This is a genomic window from Streptomyces sp. OfavH-34-F (assembly GCF_022347745.1).
Classification (GTDB): domain Bacteria; phylum Actinomycetota; class Actinomycetes; order Streptomycetales; family Streptomycetaceae; genus Streptomyces.
Genome location: NZ_JAKRGC010000125.1, coordinates 1 through 17,165, shown reverse-complemented (window position 1 = coordinate 17,165; position 17,165 = coordinate 1). Strand labels below are relative to the sequence as shown.

The 17,165-nt window shown below is 71.5% G+C and carries 19 protein-coding genes and 1 pseudogene; 14 read left to right on the top strand and 6 right to left on the bottom strand.

The features are described from left to right. Both MHW47_RS19125 and MHW47_RS19120 read right to left on the bottom strand, forming a co-directional pair. Positions 1 to 958 (bottom strand): serine/threonine-protein kinase (locus MHW47_RS19125; RefSeq protein WP_239224830.1); only part of this gene is annotated, 958 nt, incomplete at its 3' end. 176 nt (positions 959 to 1,134) lie between these two features. After that, positions 1,135 to 2,799 carry a glycoside hydrolase family 18 protein gene (locus MHW47_RS19120; RefSeq protein ID WP_239224834.1) on the bottom strand — a complete coding sequence of 555 codons (1,665 nt, stop codon included), beginning with the start codon at positions 2,797 to 2,799 and terminating at the stop codon, positions 1,135 to 1,137. Between the two features lie 419 nt (positions 2,800 to 3,218). Between MHW47_RS19120 and MHW47_RS19115 the strand changes: the two genes are divergently transcribed. The 12 genes from MHW47_RS19115 (at position 3,219) to MHW47_RS19060 (ending at position 12,721) form a co-directional block, all read left to right on the top strand. Further along, the gene (locus tag MHW47_RS19115; RefSeq protein WP_239224832.1) at positions 3,219 to 4,055 is read left to right on the top strand and encodes a hypothetical protein; all 837 of its coding nucleotides are present in this window, start codon (positions 3,219 to 3,221) and stop codon (positions 4,053 to 4,055) included. Positions 4,056 to 4,125: 70 nt separating this feature from the next. Then, a complete protein-coding gene (gene cpaB, locus MHW47_RS19110; protein WP_239224829.1) occupies positions 4,126 to 4,839 on the top strand; it encodes a Flp pilus assembly protein CpaB in 714 nt (237 codons plus the stop codon). Positions 4,840 to 4,846: 7 nt separating this feature from the next. Next, a complete protein-coding gene (locus tag MHW47_RS19105) occupies positions 4,847 to 6,094 on the top strand; it encodes an AAA family ATPase (RefSeq protein WP_239224827.1) in 1,248 nt (415 codons plus the stop codon). Between the two features lie 39 nt (positions 6,095 to 6,133). Further along, entirely contained in the window at positions 6,134 to 6,571 is a 438-nt protein-coding gene (locus MHW47_RS19100) for a TadE family protein (RefSeq protein ID WP_239224826.1), read from the top strand. After that, positions 6,565 to 7,023 carry a TadE/TadG family type IV pilus assembly protein gene (locus MHW47_RS19095; protein ID WP_239224825.1) on the top strand — a complete coding sequence of 153 codons (459 nt, stop codon included), beginning with the start codon at positions 6,565 to 6,567 and terminating at the stop codon, positions 7,021 to 7,023. The genes MHW47_RS19100 and MHW47_RS19095 overlap by 7 nt, the downstream gene beginning before the upstream one ends. Before the next feature lie 43 nt (positions 7,024 to 7,066). Next, on the top strand, positions 7,067 to 8,407 hold the full coding sequence (locus tag MHW47_RS19090) for a CpaF family protein (protein WP_239224824.1): 1,341 nt from the start codon (positions 7,067 to 7,069) through the stop codon (positions 8,405 to 8,407). A 49-nt stretch (positions 8,408 to 8,456) separates the two neighbouring features. Then, the gene (locus MHW47_RS19085) at positions 8,457 to 9,395 is read left to right on the top strand and encodes a type II secretion system F family protein (protein ID WP_239224823.1); all 939 of its coding nucleotides are present in this window, start codon (positions 8,457 to 8,459) and stop codon (positions 9,393 to 9,395) included. A gap of 27 nt (positions 9,396 to 9,422) precedes the next feature. Further along, a complete protein-coding gene (locus tag MHW47_RS19080) occupies positions 9,423 to 10,310 on the top strand; it encodes a DUF5936 domain-containing protein (protein ID WP_239224822.1) in 888 nt (295 codons plus the stop codon). A 263-nt stretch (positions 10,311 to 10,573) separates the two neighbouring features. Further along, a complete protein-coding gene (locus tag MHW47_RS19075; RefSeq protein ID WP_239224821.1) occupies positions 10,574 to 10,807 on the top strand; it encodes a hypothetical protein in 234 nt (77 codons plus the stop codon). Further along, a complete protein-coding gene (locus tag MHW47_RS19070; RefSeq protein WP_239224820.1) occupies positions 10,804 to 11,481 on the top strand; it encodes a pilus assembly protein TadG-related protein in 678 nt (225 codons plus the stop codon). Before MHW47_RS19075 ends, MHW47_RS19070 begins: the two co-directional genes overlap by 4 nt. A gap of 29 nt (positions 11,482 to 11,510) precedes the next feature. Next, entirely contained in the window at positions 11,511 to 12,104 is a 594-nt protein-coding gene (locus MHW47_RS19065; protein WP_239224819.1) for a hypothetical protein, read from the top strand. Beyond that, positions 12,101 to 12,721: an OmpA family protein gene (locus MHW47_RS19060; protein ID WP_239224818.1), complete on the top strand. Its 621-nt coding sequence runs from the start codon at positions 12,101 to 12,103 to the stop codon at positions 12,719 to 12,721. The genes MHW47_RS19065 and MHW47_RS19060 overlap by 4 nt, the downstream gene beginning before the upstream one ends. A gap of 56 nt (positions 12,722 to 12,777) precedes the next feature. Here the strand turns inward: MHW47_RS19060 and MHW47_RS19055 are convergent, their stop codons facing one another. The 3 genes from MHW47_RS19055 to MHW47_RS19045 all read right to left on the bottom strand — a co-directional run bounded on the left by MHW47_RS19055 (position 12,778) and on the right by MHW47_RS19045 (position 15,644). Continuing rightward, positions 12,778 to 14,430 carry a TlrC/CarA/OleB/SrmB family ABC-F type ribosomal protection protein gene (locus MHW47_RS19055; protein ID WP_239224817.1) on the bottom strand — a complete coding sequence of 551 codons (1,653 nt, stop codon included), beginning with the start codon at positions 14,428 to 14,430 and terminating at the stop codon, positions 12,778 to 12,780. A gap of 242 nt (positions 14,431 to 14,672) precedes the next feature. Beyond that, positions 14,673 to 15,062 (bottom strand): hypothetical protein, encoded by a 390-nt coding sequence (locus MHW47_RS19050; protein WP_239224815.1) that lies wholly within the window; start codon positions 15,060 to 15,062, stop codon positions 14,673 to 14,675. Between the two features lie 81 nt (positions 15,063 to 15,143). Continuing rightward, positions 15,144 to 15,644: a DinB family protein gene (locus tag MHW47_RS19045; protein ID WP_239224813.1), complete on the bottom strand. Its 501-nt coding sequence runs from the start codon at positions 15,642 to 15,644 to the stop codon at positions 15,144 to 15,146. Positions 15,645 to 15,853: 209 nt separating this feature from the next. Between MHW47_RS19045 and MHW47_RS19040 the strand changes: the two genes are divergently transcribed. Continuing rightward, positions 15,854 to 16,447 carry a hypothetical protein gene (locus tag MHW47_RS19040; RefSeq protein ID WP_239224812.1) on the top strand — a complete coding sequence of 198 codons (594 nt, stop codon included), beginning with the start codon at positions 15,854 to 15,856 and terminating at the stop codon, positions 16,445 to 16,447. 43 nt (positions 16,448 to 16,490) lie between these two features. Here the strand turns inward: MHW47_RS19040 and MHW47_RS19035 are convergent, their stop codons facing one another. After that, the gene (locus tag MHW47_RS19035) at positions 16,491 to 16,871 is read right to left on the bottom strand and encodes a DUF192 domain-containing protein (RefSeq protein WP_239224811.1); all 381 of its coding nucleotides are present in this window, start codon (positions 16,869 to 16,871) and stop codon (positions 16,491 to 16,493) included. Between the two features lie 103 nt (positions 16,872 to 16,974). Between MHW47_RS19035 and MHW47_RS19030 the strand changes: the two are divergent. Beyond that, positions 16,975 to 17,165, top strand: a pseudogene (locus MHW47_RS19030) (prepilin peptidase); the annotation flags it as partial.

Below are 17,165 nucleotides of genomic sequence, written 5' to 3'. Positions count from 1 at the left end.
CGCCCGCCCACTCCCGGCCCTGCGCGGCGTACGCGTCGATCAGCGCCGTCCAGCGCGGCGGCAGCCAGCGGGCGCCGCTCGACGTCGAGGGCTGCCCGGCCTGCTGCTCCCGGAACCGGGCGAGTAACTCGGCGGGGGACGGCCGGTGCCGGGGCTGGACCGCCAGGCACGGGCGGATCGTCTCCACCAGCTCCTTGGGCAGGCCGGTCAGGTCGAGTTCGCCGCGCTGCACCCGCGCCAGCAGCCGCAGCGTGTCGACGTCCGCGCGGTAGGGCGCCCGGCCGGTGGCCAGCAGGAAGAGCGTGGCGCCGAGCGAGTACACGTCGGACGCGGCGGTGGACTTCTCGCCGCGCGCCTGCTCCGGTGAGGTGAAGGCGATCGTGCCCAGGGTGAGGCCGGTCAGGGTGAGGTCGCTGGCGTGCGAGATGCCGAAGTCGATGACGCGGGGCCCGTCCAGCGGCAGCAGCACGTTCTGCGGCTTCACGTCGCGGTGGACGATCCCCACCCCGTGCAGGACGGTCAGGGCCTCGGCGGTGCCGGCCGCGATCCACCGTACGGCCGAGGCCGGCAGCACCCCGCAGGAGCGCACCAGTTCGGACAGCGGGGGCGCGGCGATGTAGTCGATGGCCATCCAGGGCCGCTCGGCGTGCGGATCGGCGTCCCGTACGCGGGCGGTGAAGGCGCTGTCCACCCGCTGGGCGACCGCGACCTCGCGGGCGAAGCACCGCCGGTCGGTGTCGCCGACCCGGCCCTCCGCGAGCAGCGTCTTGACGGCGACGAGCCCGGTGCCGTCGCCGCCGCGGGCCAGGTAGATCCGGCCCATGCCGCCGGACGCCAGCCGCCCGAGCAGCCGGTACGGCCCGAGCACCGCCGGATCGTCCCCGCCCAGCGCATCGATCCGCGCCCCGGCCATGTCACTCCCCCTGTCGCCCAGCACCGCGCCCCACAACGGTGCCACGTCCGGCCCCCGACAACCATGCGGCGAGGCAACTCCCGTACAGGACTGTTGCGTTACCGGTATCAAGCGCCCGCACGCGGTCCCGGGACGGCCCCCCCCGGCACGCAGCAGCGCCGCCGGGGGAGCGGCGGCGCTGCTGGTCGGGGCTGCCGGCGGGGAGGCCGGCGAGCGGTGGGTTACGGCAGGTTGTGGACGTGCGGGCCGACCGCGTTCGACCAGGCGTTGCCGGCCGTGGCGTCCCAGTTGGTCGACCAGGTCATCGCACCGCGCAGACCGGGGTAGGTCTTCGACGGCTTGAAGTTGCCGCAGTTGGTGCCCTGGGTCAGGCAGTCCAGCGCCGCGTTCACGATGGACGGGGAGACGTAGCCGCTGCCCGCGCCGCGCGTGGAGGCGGGGACGCCGATGCCGACCTGCGACGGGTCGAGGCCGCCCTCCAGCTGGATGCAGGCGAGCGCGGTGAGGAAGTCCACCGAGCCCTGCGAGTAGACCTTGCCGTCACAGCCGAGCATCGCGCCGCTGTTGTAGTACTGCATGTTGACGACGGTCAGGATGTCCTTGATGTTGAGCGCCGTCTTGAAGTACTCGCCCCCGGTGGACTGCATGTCGATGGTCTGCGGGGCCATCGTGATGACGAGGCCGGGGCCCGCCTTCTGCGACAGCGAACGCAGCGCCTTCGTCATGTAGGTCGAGTTGAGGCCGTTCTCCAGGTCGATGTCGACGCCGTTGAAGCCGTACTCCTGGATCAGCGAGTACAGGGAGTTGGCGAAGTTGTTCGCGGAGGCCTCGCTGTTGACGGAGACCGTGCCCTTCTCGCCGCCGACCGAGATGATGACGTTCTTGCCGGCCGCCTGCTTCGCCTTGATGTCCGCCTTGAACTGGGCGACGGTGTAGCCGTTCAGGCCGGCCGTGTCCAGGTTGAAGGTGACGGCACCGGGCGTGGAGGTGGCGTCGGCGAAGGAGACCGCGATGATGTCGTAGTTCGCGGGCACGTCGCTGAGCTTCTGGACGGTCGCGCCGTTGTTGAAGTTCTGCCAGTAGCCGGTGACCGCGTGCTTGGGCACCGAGGTGCCGGGGTTGGTGCCGCCGTCCTTGGCGGTGCGGCCGCTGACGGACGCGGACTTCACGGACTCGCCGGCCGCGTTGGTCGCGGTGACCGAGAACTGGTACGCGGTGTCGGCCGCGAGCCCGGTGACGGTCGCCGAGGTGCCCGTCGTGGTGGTGGCCTTCACGCCGTCCTTGTAGACGGTGTAGCCGGTCGCGCCGGACACCGCGTTCCAGGACAGGCTGACCGAGGAGGCGGTGGTGGTGCCGACCGCCAGTCCGGCCGGGGCGCCGGGGATCGTCGGGCCGGGCTCCTCGGAGCCGCCGCCGCCGTCGGGGCCGGTGACCGAGAGGTCGTCCACGTAGTAGGCGGCCTGGCCGTACCAGCCGTGCGTGTACACGGTGACGGAGGTGGTGTTGGCGCCGGTGGTGAAGCTCGTCTTCAGCTGGGTCCAGCCGGTGGAGCCCGGCGACCAGGTCGAGACGTCGGTGGTGCCGGTGCCGCTGGCGCCCAGGTAGGCGTAGCCGCCCTGCACCCAGGAGCTGAGCTGGTAGGTCGAGTTGGGCTTGACGGTGACGACCTGGGAGCACTTGGCGTTGTCCAGGCCGGCCGGGGAGGCCTTGAGCGCGGAGGTGCCGCCGTGCACGGGGGAGGAGACGGTGGCGCCGGAGTTGCCGGTACAGGTCCAGTTGGCGAGACCGGACTCGAAGCCGGCGTTCTTCGCGACGTTGATGTCGGCTGCCTCGGCGCTGGTGACGAGCCCGGTGAGGGTCAGCGCGCCTGCGGCGACGACGGCCATGGCGGAGCCGAGGACCGGACGCGTACGGCGTCTTCTCAGGCCCGATGCGGGGGAACGATCCACTTGCTGCCTCCGGGAGGAGTCGGGGATTGCGGGGGGACGACACGAGGGGTGCCGGGGTGTGTGGAATCGAGGAACGGTGGCCACCGCTGGCCGATAAACTGGTCCAGACCAATCGAGTTGTCAAGACCTCTGGCACCCTCCGGCCCGACAAGGAAGGCCGGTTTGCCCGAAGAGTGCGCGGGGAACACCCCGGTTTCCCTGCTGGGCAAGGTTCTTGAAGGTGTTCTCTGTCCTGCCGTACGTGGATAAAGTGCTCAGGCGGGAGCATCCGAGCGGAAGCACCCGGCAGGAGCGAGTGCGGCCGGCGGTACGCGGCGGCCCGAGGAACGGGGAACGGCGTGCCGAAAGCCATAGCAGTGACCGGTCCCGGCCTGGTCCTGCCCGCCCAGGACCAGCGGACGCCCCCCGCGGCCGTCCTGCGCGCCCCCGGCGAACAGCCGCTCGACCAGGCGCTGACCGACATGCAGATCCTCCTGGACCAGCACGAACACGTCATCGCCGTCTACCCGGCCGGACTCCCCGCCGCCCACGAACGCCGGCTGCACACCGTCCGCTCCGTCCTGGAGAGCGACCGGATCGCCCTGCTCAAATCGGATCTGCCGCCGCTCGGCGTGGCCGTACTGGTGCGCCAGTTACGCCAGTTGTCCGTCTGCGACTTCAGCGCCGGCGTGCTCGCCTCCGCCGCGCGACTGCTCTCCCACTACGTGTACGCCGGAGCGCTGCTCCACTCCGTGACCAGGCTGGACCGGGTGCCGGTCGGCCTCAAGACGCACGCCAAGTCCTGGGTGCCCGGCTCGCAGTTCGCCGTACTCGCCCACCCGCAGCCCCAGCTCGTCAGGATCGGTACGGGCGACCTCGCCGGCCCCCAGTACGCCACCCAGCTCGTCGTCGCCCGGGGCCAGTCCACCTCCGAGTGGGTCACCGGAACCCTGGCCCCCGCCTGGCAGGTCGGGGCGGTCCACGAAGCGGTCCTGCCCGACGAGTCGCCCGCCTGGTGGGGCACCCCCAAGCTCATCGAGTTCGCGGCCTTCCTGCCCGACGTCTCACTGCTCCACCAACTGGTCGCCTCGGTGCGCCGGGAGATCTGCACCTGGTGCGGCAACGAACTCATCGGCGACCGCTGCGGCCTGTGCAACGCCCCACTGATCCCGCCCGACGACCGCAGCCGCGGCCCCGCCGCACTGAGCCCGTGACGAGGTACCCCGACCGCACCGCCCCGCACCGCCCCCCGGCCCACCCACCCCCAACGAGGTCGCCCCGCTCATGAACTCACGGCAACGCCGCGGCGTCATCCTGATCATCCTGTCGGTCCTGTGCGCCCTCGGTGCCTTCGCCGGCGTGCTGTCGGTGATCGGTGACGTGAACTCCAAGGTCGGACCCGAGGTGACCGCGTACCGGGTGAAGACCACCATCGAGCCCTACCGGCCCCTGGAGGCCGGGCAGTTCGAGAAGGTCTCGATCCCCGAGCGCTGGCTCTCCGACAACGCCGTCACCGACCTCTCCGCCCTGCGCGGCAAGATCGCCGTCACCGAACTCCACAAGGGCTCGCTCCTCCAGGCCGACATGCTGGTCGACCGGCCCGCCCTGGAGAAGGGCCAGCAGGAGATCGCCATCATGATCGACGCGGAGACGGGCGTGGCCGGCAAGATCAGGCCCGGCAACCTCGTCAACATCTACGCCACGTTCGCCGGCCGCACCGAGCGGGAGAAGTCGACCTCCCGCGTCATCGTCGCCAACGCCAAGGTCATCGACGTCGGCCGGCTGACCTCGCTCGAACCCGACGCCGACGACCGCGGCGCCGGCCCCACCGAGGCCGTGCCGATCACCTTCGCGCTGAACACCGACGACGCCCAGCGCGTCGCCTACGCGGAGTCCTTCGCCGAACACGTCCGCCTCGCCCTGCTCGCCGACGGCAGCCGGGCCACCCTGCGTCCGGGCGAGAGCAGCTACGACCTCGACGAAGACAAGAACAAGTGAGGACCGGATGAGCACACGCATCCTCCCGGCCGTCGGTGACGCCGACGCCGCCCGAGCCGTCGGCAGCCTGCTCGGCCAGCTCCCCGACGCGGAGCCCGCCGCCCCGCTCGGCGACTCGACCTCACTCCTGGACACCCTCGCCCTGCTCGCCGCCGAATCCCTGGACGAGCTGCCCGAGGTCGTCCTCGTGCACGAACGGATCGGGCCCGTCCCCGCCCTGGAGCTGATCCGTGAGGTGGCCCTGCGCTTCCCCGCGGTCGGCGTCGTCCTCGTCACCGCCGACGCGAGCCCCGGGCTGTACTCCGCCGCCATGGACGCCGGCGCCCGCGGCCTGGTCGGCCTGCCGCTCTCGTACGAGGAACTCGCCCAGCGCGTCCAGGCCGCGGCCGGCTGGTCCACCGGGGTCCGCCGCCACCTGGGCGCCGGGGCCGAGGTCCTCACCGGCCCCGGCGGCACCGTCGTCGCGGTCTGCGGTGCCAAGGGGGGCGTCGGCACCACCGTCACCGCCGTCCAGCTGGCCCTGGCCTCCGCCGCGTCCGGGCACACCGTCGCCCTGGTGGACCTGGACCTCCAGTCGGGCGACGTCGCCTCCTACCTCGACGTCCAGTTCCGCCGGTCCGTGGTGGACCTCGCCGCCATCCAGGACATCTCGCCCCGCGTCCTCCAGGACGCCCTCTACACCCACGAATCCGGCCTCGCCCTCCTCCTCGCACCCGCCGAGGGCGAGCGCGGCGAGGACGTCACCGACCGCGTGGTGCGCCAGACGCTCAGCGGCCTGCGCCACCGCTACGAGGTCGTCGTCGTGGACTGCGGCACCTACATGAACTCGGCCAACGCGGCGGCGGTCGAGATGGCGGACCGGACCCTGCTCGTCACCACCCCCGACGTGGTCACCGTCCGGGCCGCCAAGCGCATGGTCCGGCTCTGGGACCGGCTCCAGGTCCGCAAGGCCGAGGAGACCACCACCCTCGTCAACCGCCACACCCGCCACACCGAGATCCAGCCCGCGCTCATCGAGAAGATCACCGCCACCAGGGCCGCCAGGATCGCCGTCCCGGCCAACTTCAAGGAGCTCCAGGCCGTCGTGGACGCCGGACGGCTCCAGGACCTGGACGCCAAGTCCGCGGTCAAGCAGGCCCTGTGGGGGCTGGCCGGGGAGCTGGGCCTCGTCAAGAACGCGGAGGGGGCCGCCCGCACCGGCAGGGCGAAGGGCGACCGCGCCGCGTCGGGCGGCCGCCGGGCACGGGCCAAGTGAACACGGGGCACCGATGACACCGAGGGGCGGCATCGCGTCATGAACCTCTTACCCGCGCACCGGCACCACCCCGCCGCGCACACCGGGCCCGGCCGGTCCGCCGTCCCGCGCGACCGGGGCCAGACCGCGATCGAGTTCGTCGGCGTCGTCCCCCTGATCCTGATCACCCTGGCCGTGCTCTGGCAGGCGGGCCTGGTCTGCTACACGTACATCCTCGCCGGCAACGCCGCCGACAAGGCAGCCAGGGCCGCCGCGGTCACCGAGGGCAGCCAGTACGCCGCCTGCGAGCGCGCGGTCCACGAGGACCTGCCCGGCTCCTGGGGGGCGGTCGTCGAGAGCTGCGACGGCGGATCCGGCGAGCTGGTCACCGTCAAGGTGCGGCTCGACGTGCCGCTGCTGTTCCCCGGCGCGTTCAGCCTGCCCATGCACGCCACGGGCGACGCCAAGGCCCGCAACGAGAGGCGCGACGCATGGTGAACGCGACCGGAACGACGAGGCGGGGACGGGGCCGGCAGGGACAGGGGCACGGACAGGGCCGGCGGGGGCAGGCGCAGGAACAGGGCCGGCGCGGGCAGGAGCAGGACCAGAGACAGCGCGGGCAGGCCGCCATCGAGTACGTCGGCGTGCTCACCCTGCTCCTCGTCGTCGCCCTGGCCGTGGTGCAGCTCGGCCTCGCCGTGTACGCCGCCCAGCAGGCGGGCACGGCCGCGCGGACGGCGGCCCGCGTGGCGTCGAGCAAGGACCAGGAGCACCGGGCGCGGGAGGTGGCCCTCGCCTCCATGAGCGGCTGGCTCGCCGACGGGGCCACCGTCACGCGGGAGACCGGCGACGAGGCGGTCACCGTCGAGGTACGGGTTTCCGTCCCCGGGCTGCTGCCGATGTTCTCCTTCGGCTCCGTCACCAAGAGCGCCACTATGCCGCGCGACTGACCCCGGAACCGAAGCGTCCACAGGAAGCGAAGGAGACCAGCACATGAGCCTGCGGGCGCGCATCACCAGCCCCGAACCGGCCGGCGGCCTGAGCGAGGAGAGCCGGCTCGTCGGCGTCTACCGCGCCAAGCTCCTCGAGGAGATCGACCTCGCCGAGATGTCCGCCCTCGCGGCCGCCGAACGCCGGGCCCGGCTCGAACGCGTCCTCGGCCACATCATCAGCCGCGAAGGCCCCGTCCTGTCCTCCGTGGAGCGCTCACAGCTCATCCGGCGCGTCGTGGACGAGGCGCTGGGCCTCGGCATCCTCGAACCGCTCCTGGAGGACGCCTCCATCAGCGAGATCATGGTCAACGGCCCCGACCAGGTCTACGTCGAGCGCGGCGGACGCCTCGAACTCCTGCCCATGCGCTTCTCCTCCACCGAGCAGCTGATGCAGACCATCGAGCGCATCGTCTCCACGGTCAACCGCCGCGTGGACGAGTCCAACCCGATGGTCGACGCCCGGCTCCCCTCGGGCGAGCGCGTCAACGTCATCATCCCGCCGCTCTCCCTGTCCGGCCCGGTCCTCACTATCCGGCGCTTCCCCCGCGCCTTCACCCTGGAGGAGATGATCGCGCTCGGCTCGCTGGACGAGCCCATGCTGCTCCTGCTCGCCGCGTTCGTCCGCGCCAAGTTCAACGTGATCGTCTCCGGCGCCACCGGCACCGGCAAGACGACCCTGCTCAACGCGCTCTCGGGGCTCATCCCCGGCGGCGAACGCATCGTCACCATCGAGGACTCCGCCGAACTCCGCCTCCAGCAGTCCCACGTCATCACGCTGGAGAGCCGCCCGCCCAACGTCGAGGGCAAGGGCCGGGTCACCATCCGCGACCTCGTCCGCAACTCGCTGCGCATGCGGCCCGACCGCATCATCGTCGGCGAGGTCCGCGGCGGCGAGACCCTGGACATGCTCCAGGCCATGTCCACCGGCCACGACGGCTCGCTGGCCACCGTCCACGCCAACAGCGCGGAGGACGCCCTGATGCGCCTCCAGACCCTCAGCTCCATGTCCGAGGTCGAGATCCCCTTCGCCGCGATCCACGACCAGATCAACAGCGCCGTCGACGTGATCATCCAGCTCACCCGGCACGGCGACGGCTCCCGCCGCGTCACCGAGATCGCCGTCGTCGACTCCTACGGCCGCGAGGACTACCGGATCGTCTCCGTCTGCCGCTTCGAGGCCCTCCCGATGGCCGCCGACGGCCGCGTGTACGGGCGCTTCGCGTACTTCCCGGTGCCCCGCAGGGTCGCCGAACGCTTCTACATGGCCAACGAGTCGGTCCCGGCCGCCTTCGGCATCGCCGACACCGACGAGCAACTGCTGGTCCGCACCTCCACCCCGTAGGCCCTCCCGGTCCACCCCCCACCCGCCGCTCACCCAGAAGGCCCCCGACATGGACAACCTCCCGCTCCTGACGGTCGGCGTGACCCTGCTCGCCTGCGTCCTCGCCGTCCTCGGCCTCCACGTCTACGCCTCGGGCCGGGAACAGCAGCGCGCGCTCATCGAACGCCTGTCCCGGACCGGGCCACCCGCGCTCGAAGGCCGCGTCCGGCGCTTCCGGGGCATCGACCGCCGGCTGCGCAGGACCCGCCTCGGCAAGCGCATCGAACGGAAGCTCGCGGTCACCGGCCTCGACCTCACACCGGGCGAGTACGCCGTCTACGTCGCCGCCGCCCTCCTCGCCCTCTACTTCGTCACGGCGTCCGTCTTCGCCCCGTTCTTCGGGCTCGTCGCCGTCCTCATCGGCATCTGGGGCGGCAACGCCTTCCTCAACTGGCAGCGCGCCAAACGCACCGAGGCGTTCATCAGCCAGCTCCCCGAACTCACCCGGGTCCTCGCCAACGCCACCCAGGCCGGGCTCGCCCTGCGCACCGCCATCTCCATGGCCGTCGAGGAACTGGACGACCCCGCCCACGAGGAACTGCGCCGGGTCGCCGACCGGCTGGCCATCGGCCACTCCCTGGACGACGCCCTCAACGAACTCGTGGAACGGCTGCCCTCCCGCGAGCTGACCGTCCTGGTCTCCACCCTCATCCTCTCCAACCGGGCCGGCGGCACCATCGTCTCCTCGCTGCGCAACCTCACCGACACGCTGGAGGAGCGCAAGGAGACCCGGCGCGAGGTCACCACCCTGCTCTCCCAGGTCAAGGTCACCGCCGTCGCCGTCCCCGTCCTCGGCCTCGTCTTCCTGCTCCTCATCAACGGCATGCGCGGCGGAGCCCTGGACGACATGGCCGGCGCCGCGTTCGGCCGAATCGCGATCGTCGTCGCCGCCGGCCTCTACGGCCTCGGCTTCTTCCTCATCAACCGCCTCACCCGCGTCCGCGTCTGACCGCCGCCAGAAGGAGAGGAGACAGAGATGGAACCGCTGCTCGCGGCCGTCGTCGGACTCGCCGTCCTCGGCGTCTTCCAGGGCATCCGGATGTACCGCGCCGAGGCCAAGCTCCCCGGCGACCTCGCCATCGCCCTGGAGGTCGGCGCCACCCGCACCGGCGCGGCCGCCTCGGCCATCGACCGCATCGGCATGCCGTACGCGCCCCGGGTGCTGTCCCTGATGGGCCCCAAACGCGTCGACCGCATCCGCCGGAAGCTCGACATGGCCGGCAACCCGCGCGGCCTGACCGTCGACCGCTACGCCGCCCGGCGCGCGGTCTACGGCGGACTCGGCATCCTGGCGGCCTGCGCCATGCTGATGAACGGTCAGGTGCTGCTGGCCGTCGTCCTGCTCGTCTACGGCCTGTTCTGGCCGGACGTGATCATCCGGGCCGCGATCAGCCGCCGCAAGGACGACATCGACCGCACGCTGCCCGACTTCCTGGACGTCCTCGCGGTGGTCGTCTCCGCCGGACTGGGCTTCCGGCAGGCCCTGGAACGGGTCTCGGAGAAGTACACGGGGCCCTGGGCCGACGAACTGCGCATCACCCTGCGCCAGATGGACATGGGCGTCAGCAGGCGCGACGCCTTCGACCAGCTCCGCCGCCGCAACGAGTCCGAACAGGTCTCCATGTTCGTCTCCGCCCTCCAGCAGGGCGAGGAGCTGGGGGCGCCGATCGTGGACACCCTGATCCAGATAGCCAACGACATGCGCCGCACCGACGCCCAGAACGCCCGCCGCAAGGCAGCCAAAGCCGTACCCAAGGCCACGCTCATCGTGACGAGTTTCATGCTGCCGGGCACCATCATCCTGATCGCGGTCGGCTTCTACTACGCGGCGGACGTGGACATCAACGGCATCTTCGGCAGCTGACCCGCACCGGCGGGACGTCTGTGGGACATTCGGAACCGAGGGAACGGGAGGCGGCGGTGAGCGCACTGGACTTCCGGAGTAACGACCCGCCATGGCCGAAAGGGACACGACAATCGGACCCGAGTCGCAGGACCGGGCCCGGAGTTGGGTTATGAGGCCCATGATGTGGGGTGCTGTACCGACGTACGCTGCTCGCGGCCCGCGAGCGCAGGGACCAACGTCGACCGATTCCCGGTCGGTCGAACTCGGAGGGGGCCATCTCCATGAAGAACATCACGCTCAGGGCGGCGGTGCGGACGCAGACTCATGTGAATCACTGGGTGGACTCCACGCTCGACCACGTGAAGCGCCGGAAGGACAGGGGCCAGGGCGCCATCGAGTACGTCGGAATCACGATCCTGGTGGTCGCGATCGTGATCGCTCTGCTCAATACCAATATCGGTGTGAGCATCGGCAACACGTTCAGGGAAAAGATCGCCTCGGTTCTGGGAAGGTGAGCCCCCGCATCGGTGATTCCGGGCAGGCCATGCCGCTCTATGTGGTCGCAGTGACCGGTCTGCTCTTCATCGCGTTGATCTTCTTCGCCTTCGGTGAGGCCGATGTTCAGCGCAATGGAGCGCAGAGCGCTGCCGACGCTGCTGCGCTGGCGGCAGCCAAGGAGGCGCGAAGTGCGCTGGAACCGGACCTGAAGGCGCATCTCACTGACTCCGGTTACCTTGAGTCCGTCTTCAGTACGTCCTTTCCCGGAGGGCCTGGCGACACCTGCTGGAAGGCGTCGGCATTCGCAGCTCTGAACAAGGCCACCGCTGTCCGATGCCGTTCCCTCTCCGACGGCCGATGGGGCTATGAGGTCAGCCTGCAATCGGCCAAGGGCATCAGCACGGGCATCGTGCCGGGCACCGAGGGCAAGAAGGCAACGGCCGAGGCTGTTGCCGTGGTCGAACCTCGCTGCACCTTCACTGCGGAAGCGGAGCCGGAACCGGAACCCACACCCGAGCCGGACTCCACCCCGGATCCGGAAGCGACGCCCGACCCGGTCCCCGATACGCCCCCCGCGTCCATTGGCACGGTCAGCTGCGACGGGGGGCGGGACTGGGCGATAGACCCGGAGGACCTGACCGGGATGCCTGACATGGCCGACCTCTTCTCCGTGCACCTCGCCGAAAACTGACCGCGAATGAACGCAAAGGATGATCCCGCATGAATCTCCGGCACGTGAGGAAAGCACACAGGGCTGGGGCTGTCGCCCTCCTGACTTCGTCCCTGCTGTTCTCCGTGGCAGCGTGCGGTGGCGACGACAAGGGTTCGGACAAGGCGCCCGCAGTCTCGTCGGAAGCCGGTAAGAGCCAGGGCAAGAAGGCCACCGGCGACGACACGCTGCCCGACCGAAGCGAAACGCTCGCCACCCTCAAGAACGACAAGGGCCTTGAGATGGTCGTGTACTCGGCCAAACGGGACAGCGGTGGCTTTCTCACCGTCAGCGGTGACTTCAAGAACGCGAGCGGCCAGAACTTCGTCACGCCTCTCCAGTGGAGTGGCCAAGAAGAAGCCGTGGCTGGTGCCGGGCCTTCGCTCGCCGGAATGACGTTGGTGGACTCGGTCGGCAAGAAGCGCTACTACGTGCTCCGGGACACGGACAATCGGCCGCTCACCACCAGTAACTACGATTTGACCATCGAATCCGGAAAGAGCCTGAACTTCTTCGCCCAGTTCCCGGCGCCCCCGAGCTCGACCTCCAAGGTCGACCTCCAGTTCCCCGGCTTCCCCAACGCCACGATCGAGATCTCCGGATGACCGCCCGCAGCGCCGCGGCGTTCGTCGCCGGCCTTGTCGTCCTCGGGACGGCCCTCGGCGCGCCTCAGGCGTTCGCCGACGACAGTCCCTACCCCTCCGCCTCCGCGGAACCCCCCGTCGAGGTCGACCCGAACGACTCCGATCTCAAGCTCCCCGAGGGCGCCACCCTCGCGCCGCCCAAGGTGCTCGACATCAAGTCCGTCATCGAGGACCTCGGTGGTGAGGAGCGGCGCGAGGACACCAACGCCGACATCAAGTTCGCCCTCCAGGCCGAGGTGCTGTTCGGCAAGGACAGCGCCAAGCTCAGCGGTGAGGCCAGGGGGCGGATCAACGCCATCGCCGAGGAGATCAAGAAGCAGGACGCCCGGAAGGTCCGCGTCTTCGGGTTCACCGACGACCTCGGCTCGTCCGAGCACGGCGACGTGCTGTCCAAGAAGCGTGCCGAGGCCGTGCACAACGTCCTCGACGAGGCCCTCGGCGGTACCGGGATCACGTTCGAGATCCGGGGCTACGGCGAGGACTACCCGATCGCCAGCAACGCGGACGAGGAGGGCCGCCGCAAGAACCGCCGGGTGGAGGTCTCCTTCCAGCGCGGCGAACCCGCCTCGCAGAGCTGACCGTCCGCCCCGCGCGGCGACGGCCCCCTGCCGTCGCCGCGCGGGGCGGGAGGGATTCAGAGGGGGCGATTTTCGGTCGATGCGATGTGCCCCTCCGTCAGCTCCAGGCGCCGCCCCCCGAACCGGTCCCGCAGGCGGCGGTCGTGGGTGACCACGACCACCGCACCGCCGAAGCCGGCCAGCGCGCCCTCCAGCTCCTCCACCAGGGCGGGCGAGAGATGGTTCGTCGGCTCGTCCAGGAGGAGCAGATCGACGGGCTCGCTCACCAGACGGGCCAGCTCGATCCGGCGGCGCTGCCCGTACGACAGCTCGCCCACGCGCAGCCGCAGGTCCGCGGGGCGGAACAGGCCCAGCGAGAGCAGCCGGTCCGTGTGCGCGTCCAGGTCCCCGCCGCGGCCGTGCGCGTACGCCTCCGGGAGCGTCAGGCCGGGCGGCCACGGCGTCTCCTCCTGGCGCAGATGGCCGACCCGCCCCGATGTGCGCACGGTCCCGGCGTCCGGCCGCAGCTCACCCGCGAGGACCCGCATCAGCGTCGACTTGCCGGCCCCGTTGGGCCCCGTGACCAGCAGCCGTTCGGTGCCGCCGATCCGCAGCTCCGGCACGGACAGCCGGGCCCCGACCCGTACGCCGGTCAGCTCGGCCGCGACGGCGGGCGCGTCGGCCTCCGCCGTGGCGGTGACGAGCGGCGCCGCGAACACCAGCGGGTCCGGCGGCGGTGCCACCGGCCGTTCCGTGAGCCGTTCCACGCGCTCCTTCGCGTTGCGGATGCGCACCATCGCCCCGTGCCCCCGCCCCCGCGCCCGGAAGCCGCCGTGCCCGAACACGCTGAGCGGCATCTTGCGCGGAATGGCGGCCAGGCGGGCGACGTTGGAGGCGGCCAGCTCGCGGTTGCGGGCCAGCTCCTCGCACCAGCGCGCGTACTCCCGCAGCCGGCGCCGGCGCTCCGCGGCCTTCGCGGCGAGGTACCCCTCGTAGCCGTCGCCGTACCGGGTCACCCGGCCCTCGCCGACCTCCAGGATCGTCGTGGTGACCCGCTCCAGGAACACCCGGTCGTGGGTGACCGCGAGCACCGTGCCCCGGTGGGCCCGCAGGTGCGCCTCCAGCCAGGCCACCGCCCGGTCGTCCAGGTCGTTGGTCGGCTCGTCGAGCAGCAGCAGCTCCGGCCGGGACGCCAGTGTCCCGGCCAGCGCCAGCCGCGCCCGTTCACCGCCCGACAGGGTGGACAGCGGCCGGGCGCGGTCCAGGCCGGGCAGCCCGAGACCGTGCAGGGCGATGTCCACCCGCGCGTCGGCCTCGTAGCCGGCCCGCGCCTCGTACCGGGCGACCAGCTCGGCGTACCGGTCCAGCGCGGCGGCCAGCTCCGCCCCGGCCAGGCCGGTCAGCCCGGCCTCGGCCCGGCGCATCCCGGCCTCCAGCGCCCGCAGCCCGGCGAGCGCCGCGTCCACCGCGTCCTGCACGGTGGCCCCGGCGGGCAGGTCGAGGGACTGGGCGAGGTACCCGGTGCCGCCGGGCGCGGTCACGGTCAGTTCGCCGTCGTCGGGCCGGTCCTGACCGGCGATCAGCCGGAGCAGCGTGGACTTGCCGGCCCCGTTGTCCCCGATGATCCCGGCCCGCTCGCCGGGCCGGACGCTGAAGCTCACGTCGGCCAGCACGACGTGGTCGCCGTAGCGGCGGGTGATGTTCTGGAGTGAGAGTGGTGCGGTGTGCATGAAGCCCCCTGTTCTCGGCCCGTGTCCTCGGCCCGTGCCGATCGGCGCGCGGTGATCGGGGCGCGTCCGCGCACACCCGCGGCAGGCAGCCGTGCGGGCGTGGTCATGGAGACGCGCGAGAAGACGCGTACCGCGGAGCGGTGCTCAACGCGGACGCGCGGGGGATGTCACAGAGAACCCATGCACACCAAGGTAGGCGGAGGCTCAGGCCCCCGCAATCGCTTTTTCGGGCCCTCGGCCGCTCAGCGTTCCCCCTCCGCCGCCAGTTCCGCCGCGAGGTCCGCGTCGCGCATGCCGGGCAGTTCGTAGCCCGCGGCCTCGTCCCACTCGATGTCCAGGTCGTCCAGGTGCACATGCCACTCGGCGTCGGGCAGCGTCCGGCGCAGCTCCGTGACGGAGTCCAGTACGTGGGCGACCACCGGCAGCAGCCGGCCGGGATCGAACGGCAGCTTCGTGGAGCCGTCGAGGACGGTCCCCGCATCCGCGGTCCGGGCGTCGTACACGTACAGGCTCTCCTCGTCCTCGTACGGGAACGACGCCTGGCGCGCGCCGATGAGGCGGGTGACGGCGGCCGACTCGGACGCGCTCAGCGGCGTGGCCCGGCGGGCGGTGTAGTAGAGGGAGACGCTCATGGGGCGAGCGTACGGCCGGGGTACGACAACGGGGCCGCGCCACGGCCCCGATGACATGCCCGCCCGCAGCGGGGGACGTGCTCAGTACCCGGTCGTGCCGTCCAGGGTCTCCCGGATGATGTCGATGTGGCCGTTGTGGCGGGCCGTCTCCTCGATGAGGTGGAGGACGATCCAGCGCAGGTCGGGGTGTCGGCCGTGCCGTTCCCTCGCGGCGAGGGCGTCCAGCTCGTGGGACGCGACCAGCTCCCGGTAGCGGGCGCTCTGCTCCTCGTAGCCGCGCAGCACCTCGGCGAGCGGCATGTCGACGGCGATCCGCATCTCGCGGTCCGGGTCCTCGTCCGTCCACGGACCCTCGTCCTCACCGCCGAGGAACACCACCTCGAACCAGTAGTACTCGACCCAGCGCAGATGGTTGACAATCCCCGCGAGCGTCATCAGCGGGGAGCCCGGCAGCGGCGAGCGGACGGCGTTCTCCTGGGAGACCCCTTCGCACTTGGCCAGGGCGGTGGCGCGGGTGTAGTCGAGGAAGGTGGCCAGCTGGGTGCGCTCGTCCCGGGCGGGAGGCAGATCGGTGCGTGTCATGGTGGTACACCCTCACCCGAGCGGCGCGGCCGTGTCCAAGGCATTTACCCCGCGCGCCCCGCATGCCCCGTGGCCCCCACCCCTTGCGCCCCACGCCCCGCACCCCGCGCGCCCCGCACCCCCGCGCGTCCGCCCCTGTGGCCCTGGCCCGCGACCCGGGACAGGGGTTGCCTCTACGCTGGTGGCCCCGAACACGAGGTGACGCGCCGATGAGTGACGGATTCTTCTGCTCGTACCACCTGTGCTGGAGCCGCCCCGACGCGGAGTCCCTGCTCGGCGACCTGGAGGCGGCGGGCGTACGGCCGGACCACCCCACCACCCGGCGCATCACGCTGATCAGCCCCGGCAGCCATCCGGCCGGCACCCAGTCCTGGGTGACCCGCGACCAGTTGGTACTGCTGGCCGGGCTGCAACGCCTCGACCGGGTCGACTTCCTCCTCTGGCTCGCCGACGGGGCGGAGATACGGGCCCGGATCAGCCGGGGCGAGGACGGCACCGTCGAACTGCGGTTCGGCCTCGGCCCGTTGGAGCGCGCCGACGAGGAACGCGTGGTACGCGCGATACGCGAGGCGATCGGACGTGCCTCACTGCTCTGCGTCGGCTTCGTCCTCGACCGCGAGGGAGCCTCCGCCGCCACGGACTGGCGCGGCTTCATCGTCAAGGGATCGGTGTACTTCGACTGCTGGCCGGACACGCTCGCCGTCCTGCCCGAAGTGGCGGCCGCCCAGCCGCAACTGTCCGGGGTGAACTCCTTCGAACAGTCGCCGTGGGTGGTCTACGGCAGCGACGTACCCCTGCGCTGACAGGAGCCAAAGACAGGAGCTGACGAGGGCTGCCGGGCGTCCGTCAGCCGTCCACCGCCGTCTGGACGATCCGCACCTGGGTGCCCGGCCGCATCCCCCACGCCGCCATCGCGCCCGCCTCCGCCTCGATCACATGGCGCCCGCGCGGCCGGGGCAACCCCAGCCGGCCCGGGCGCATCGTGTGGATCTCCAGCACGTTGAACCGGCCGTCCAGGTACGCCACGTCGATGGCGAACCGCATCCGGAACGAGTGCACGCTCCCGCACGGCGTGATCATCAGCGCCCCGTCCACCCCGTCCCGCCCGAGCAGTCCGCGCGTCCGGTGCCGGAAGGAGGCGGCGATCCGCAGCGGCACCCGGGTCTCCGTCACCCCGTCCCGGTCCGTGATCGTCAGCGTCCCCGTGCCATCGCGCCATCGAGCCATGGCCCGACGGTAGCGGCGCCGGGCGGACGGCGGAGCCGAATCGGTGCGGAAGGGGCACAAGGACCCAAGATCGCCTGCCCGTACGGCGATTAGGATCGCTCAGGTGTACGCCATGCTGACAGCGGTCGCCGCGCTCTGGGGCGCCCTGACCGGACTGCTGGTCCCGCGCGCCGCCTACCGGTTCTCCGTGCCGCCCGGCGAACCCTGGCGGACCGGCTGCCCGGCCGGCCATCCCCTCACCGGCCCCGCCCGCGGCTGGCTCGGCCCGGTCCGCTGCACCCCGTGCGCGGCAGC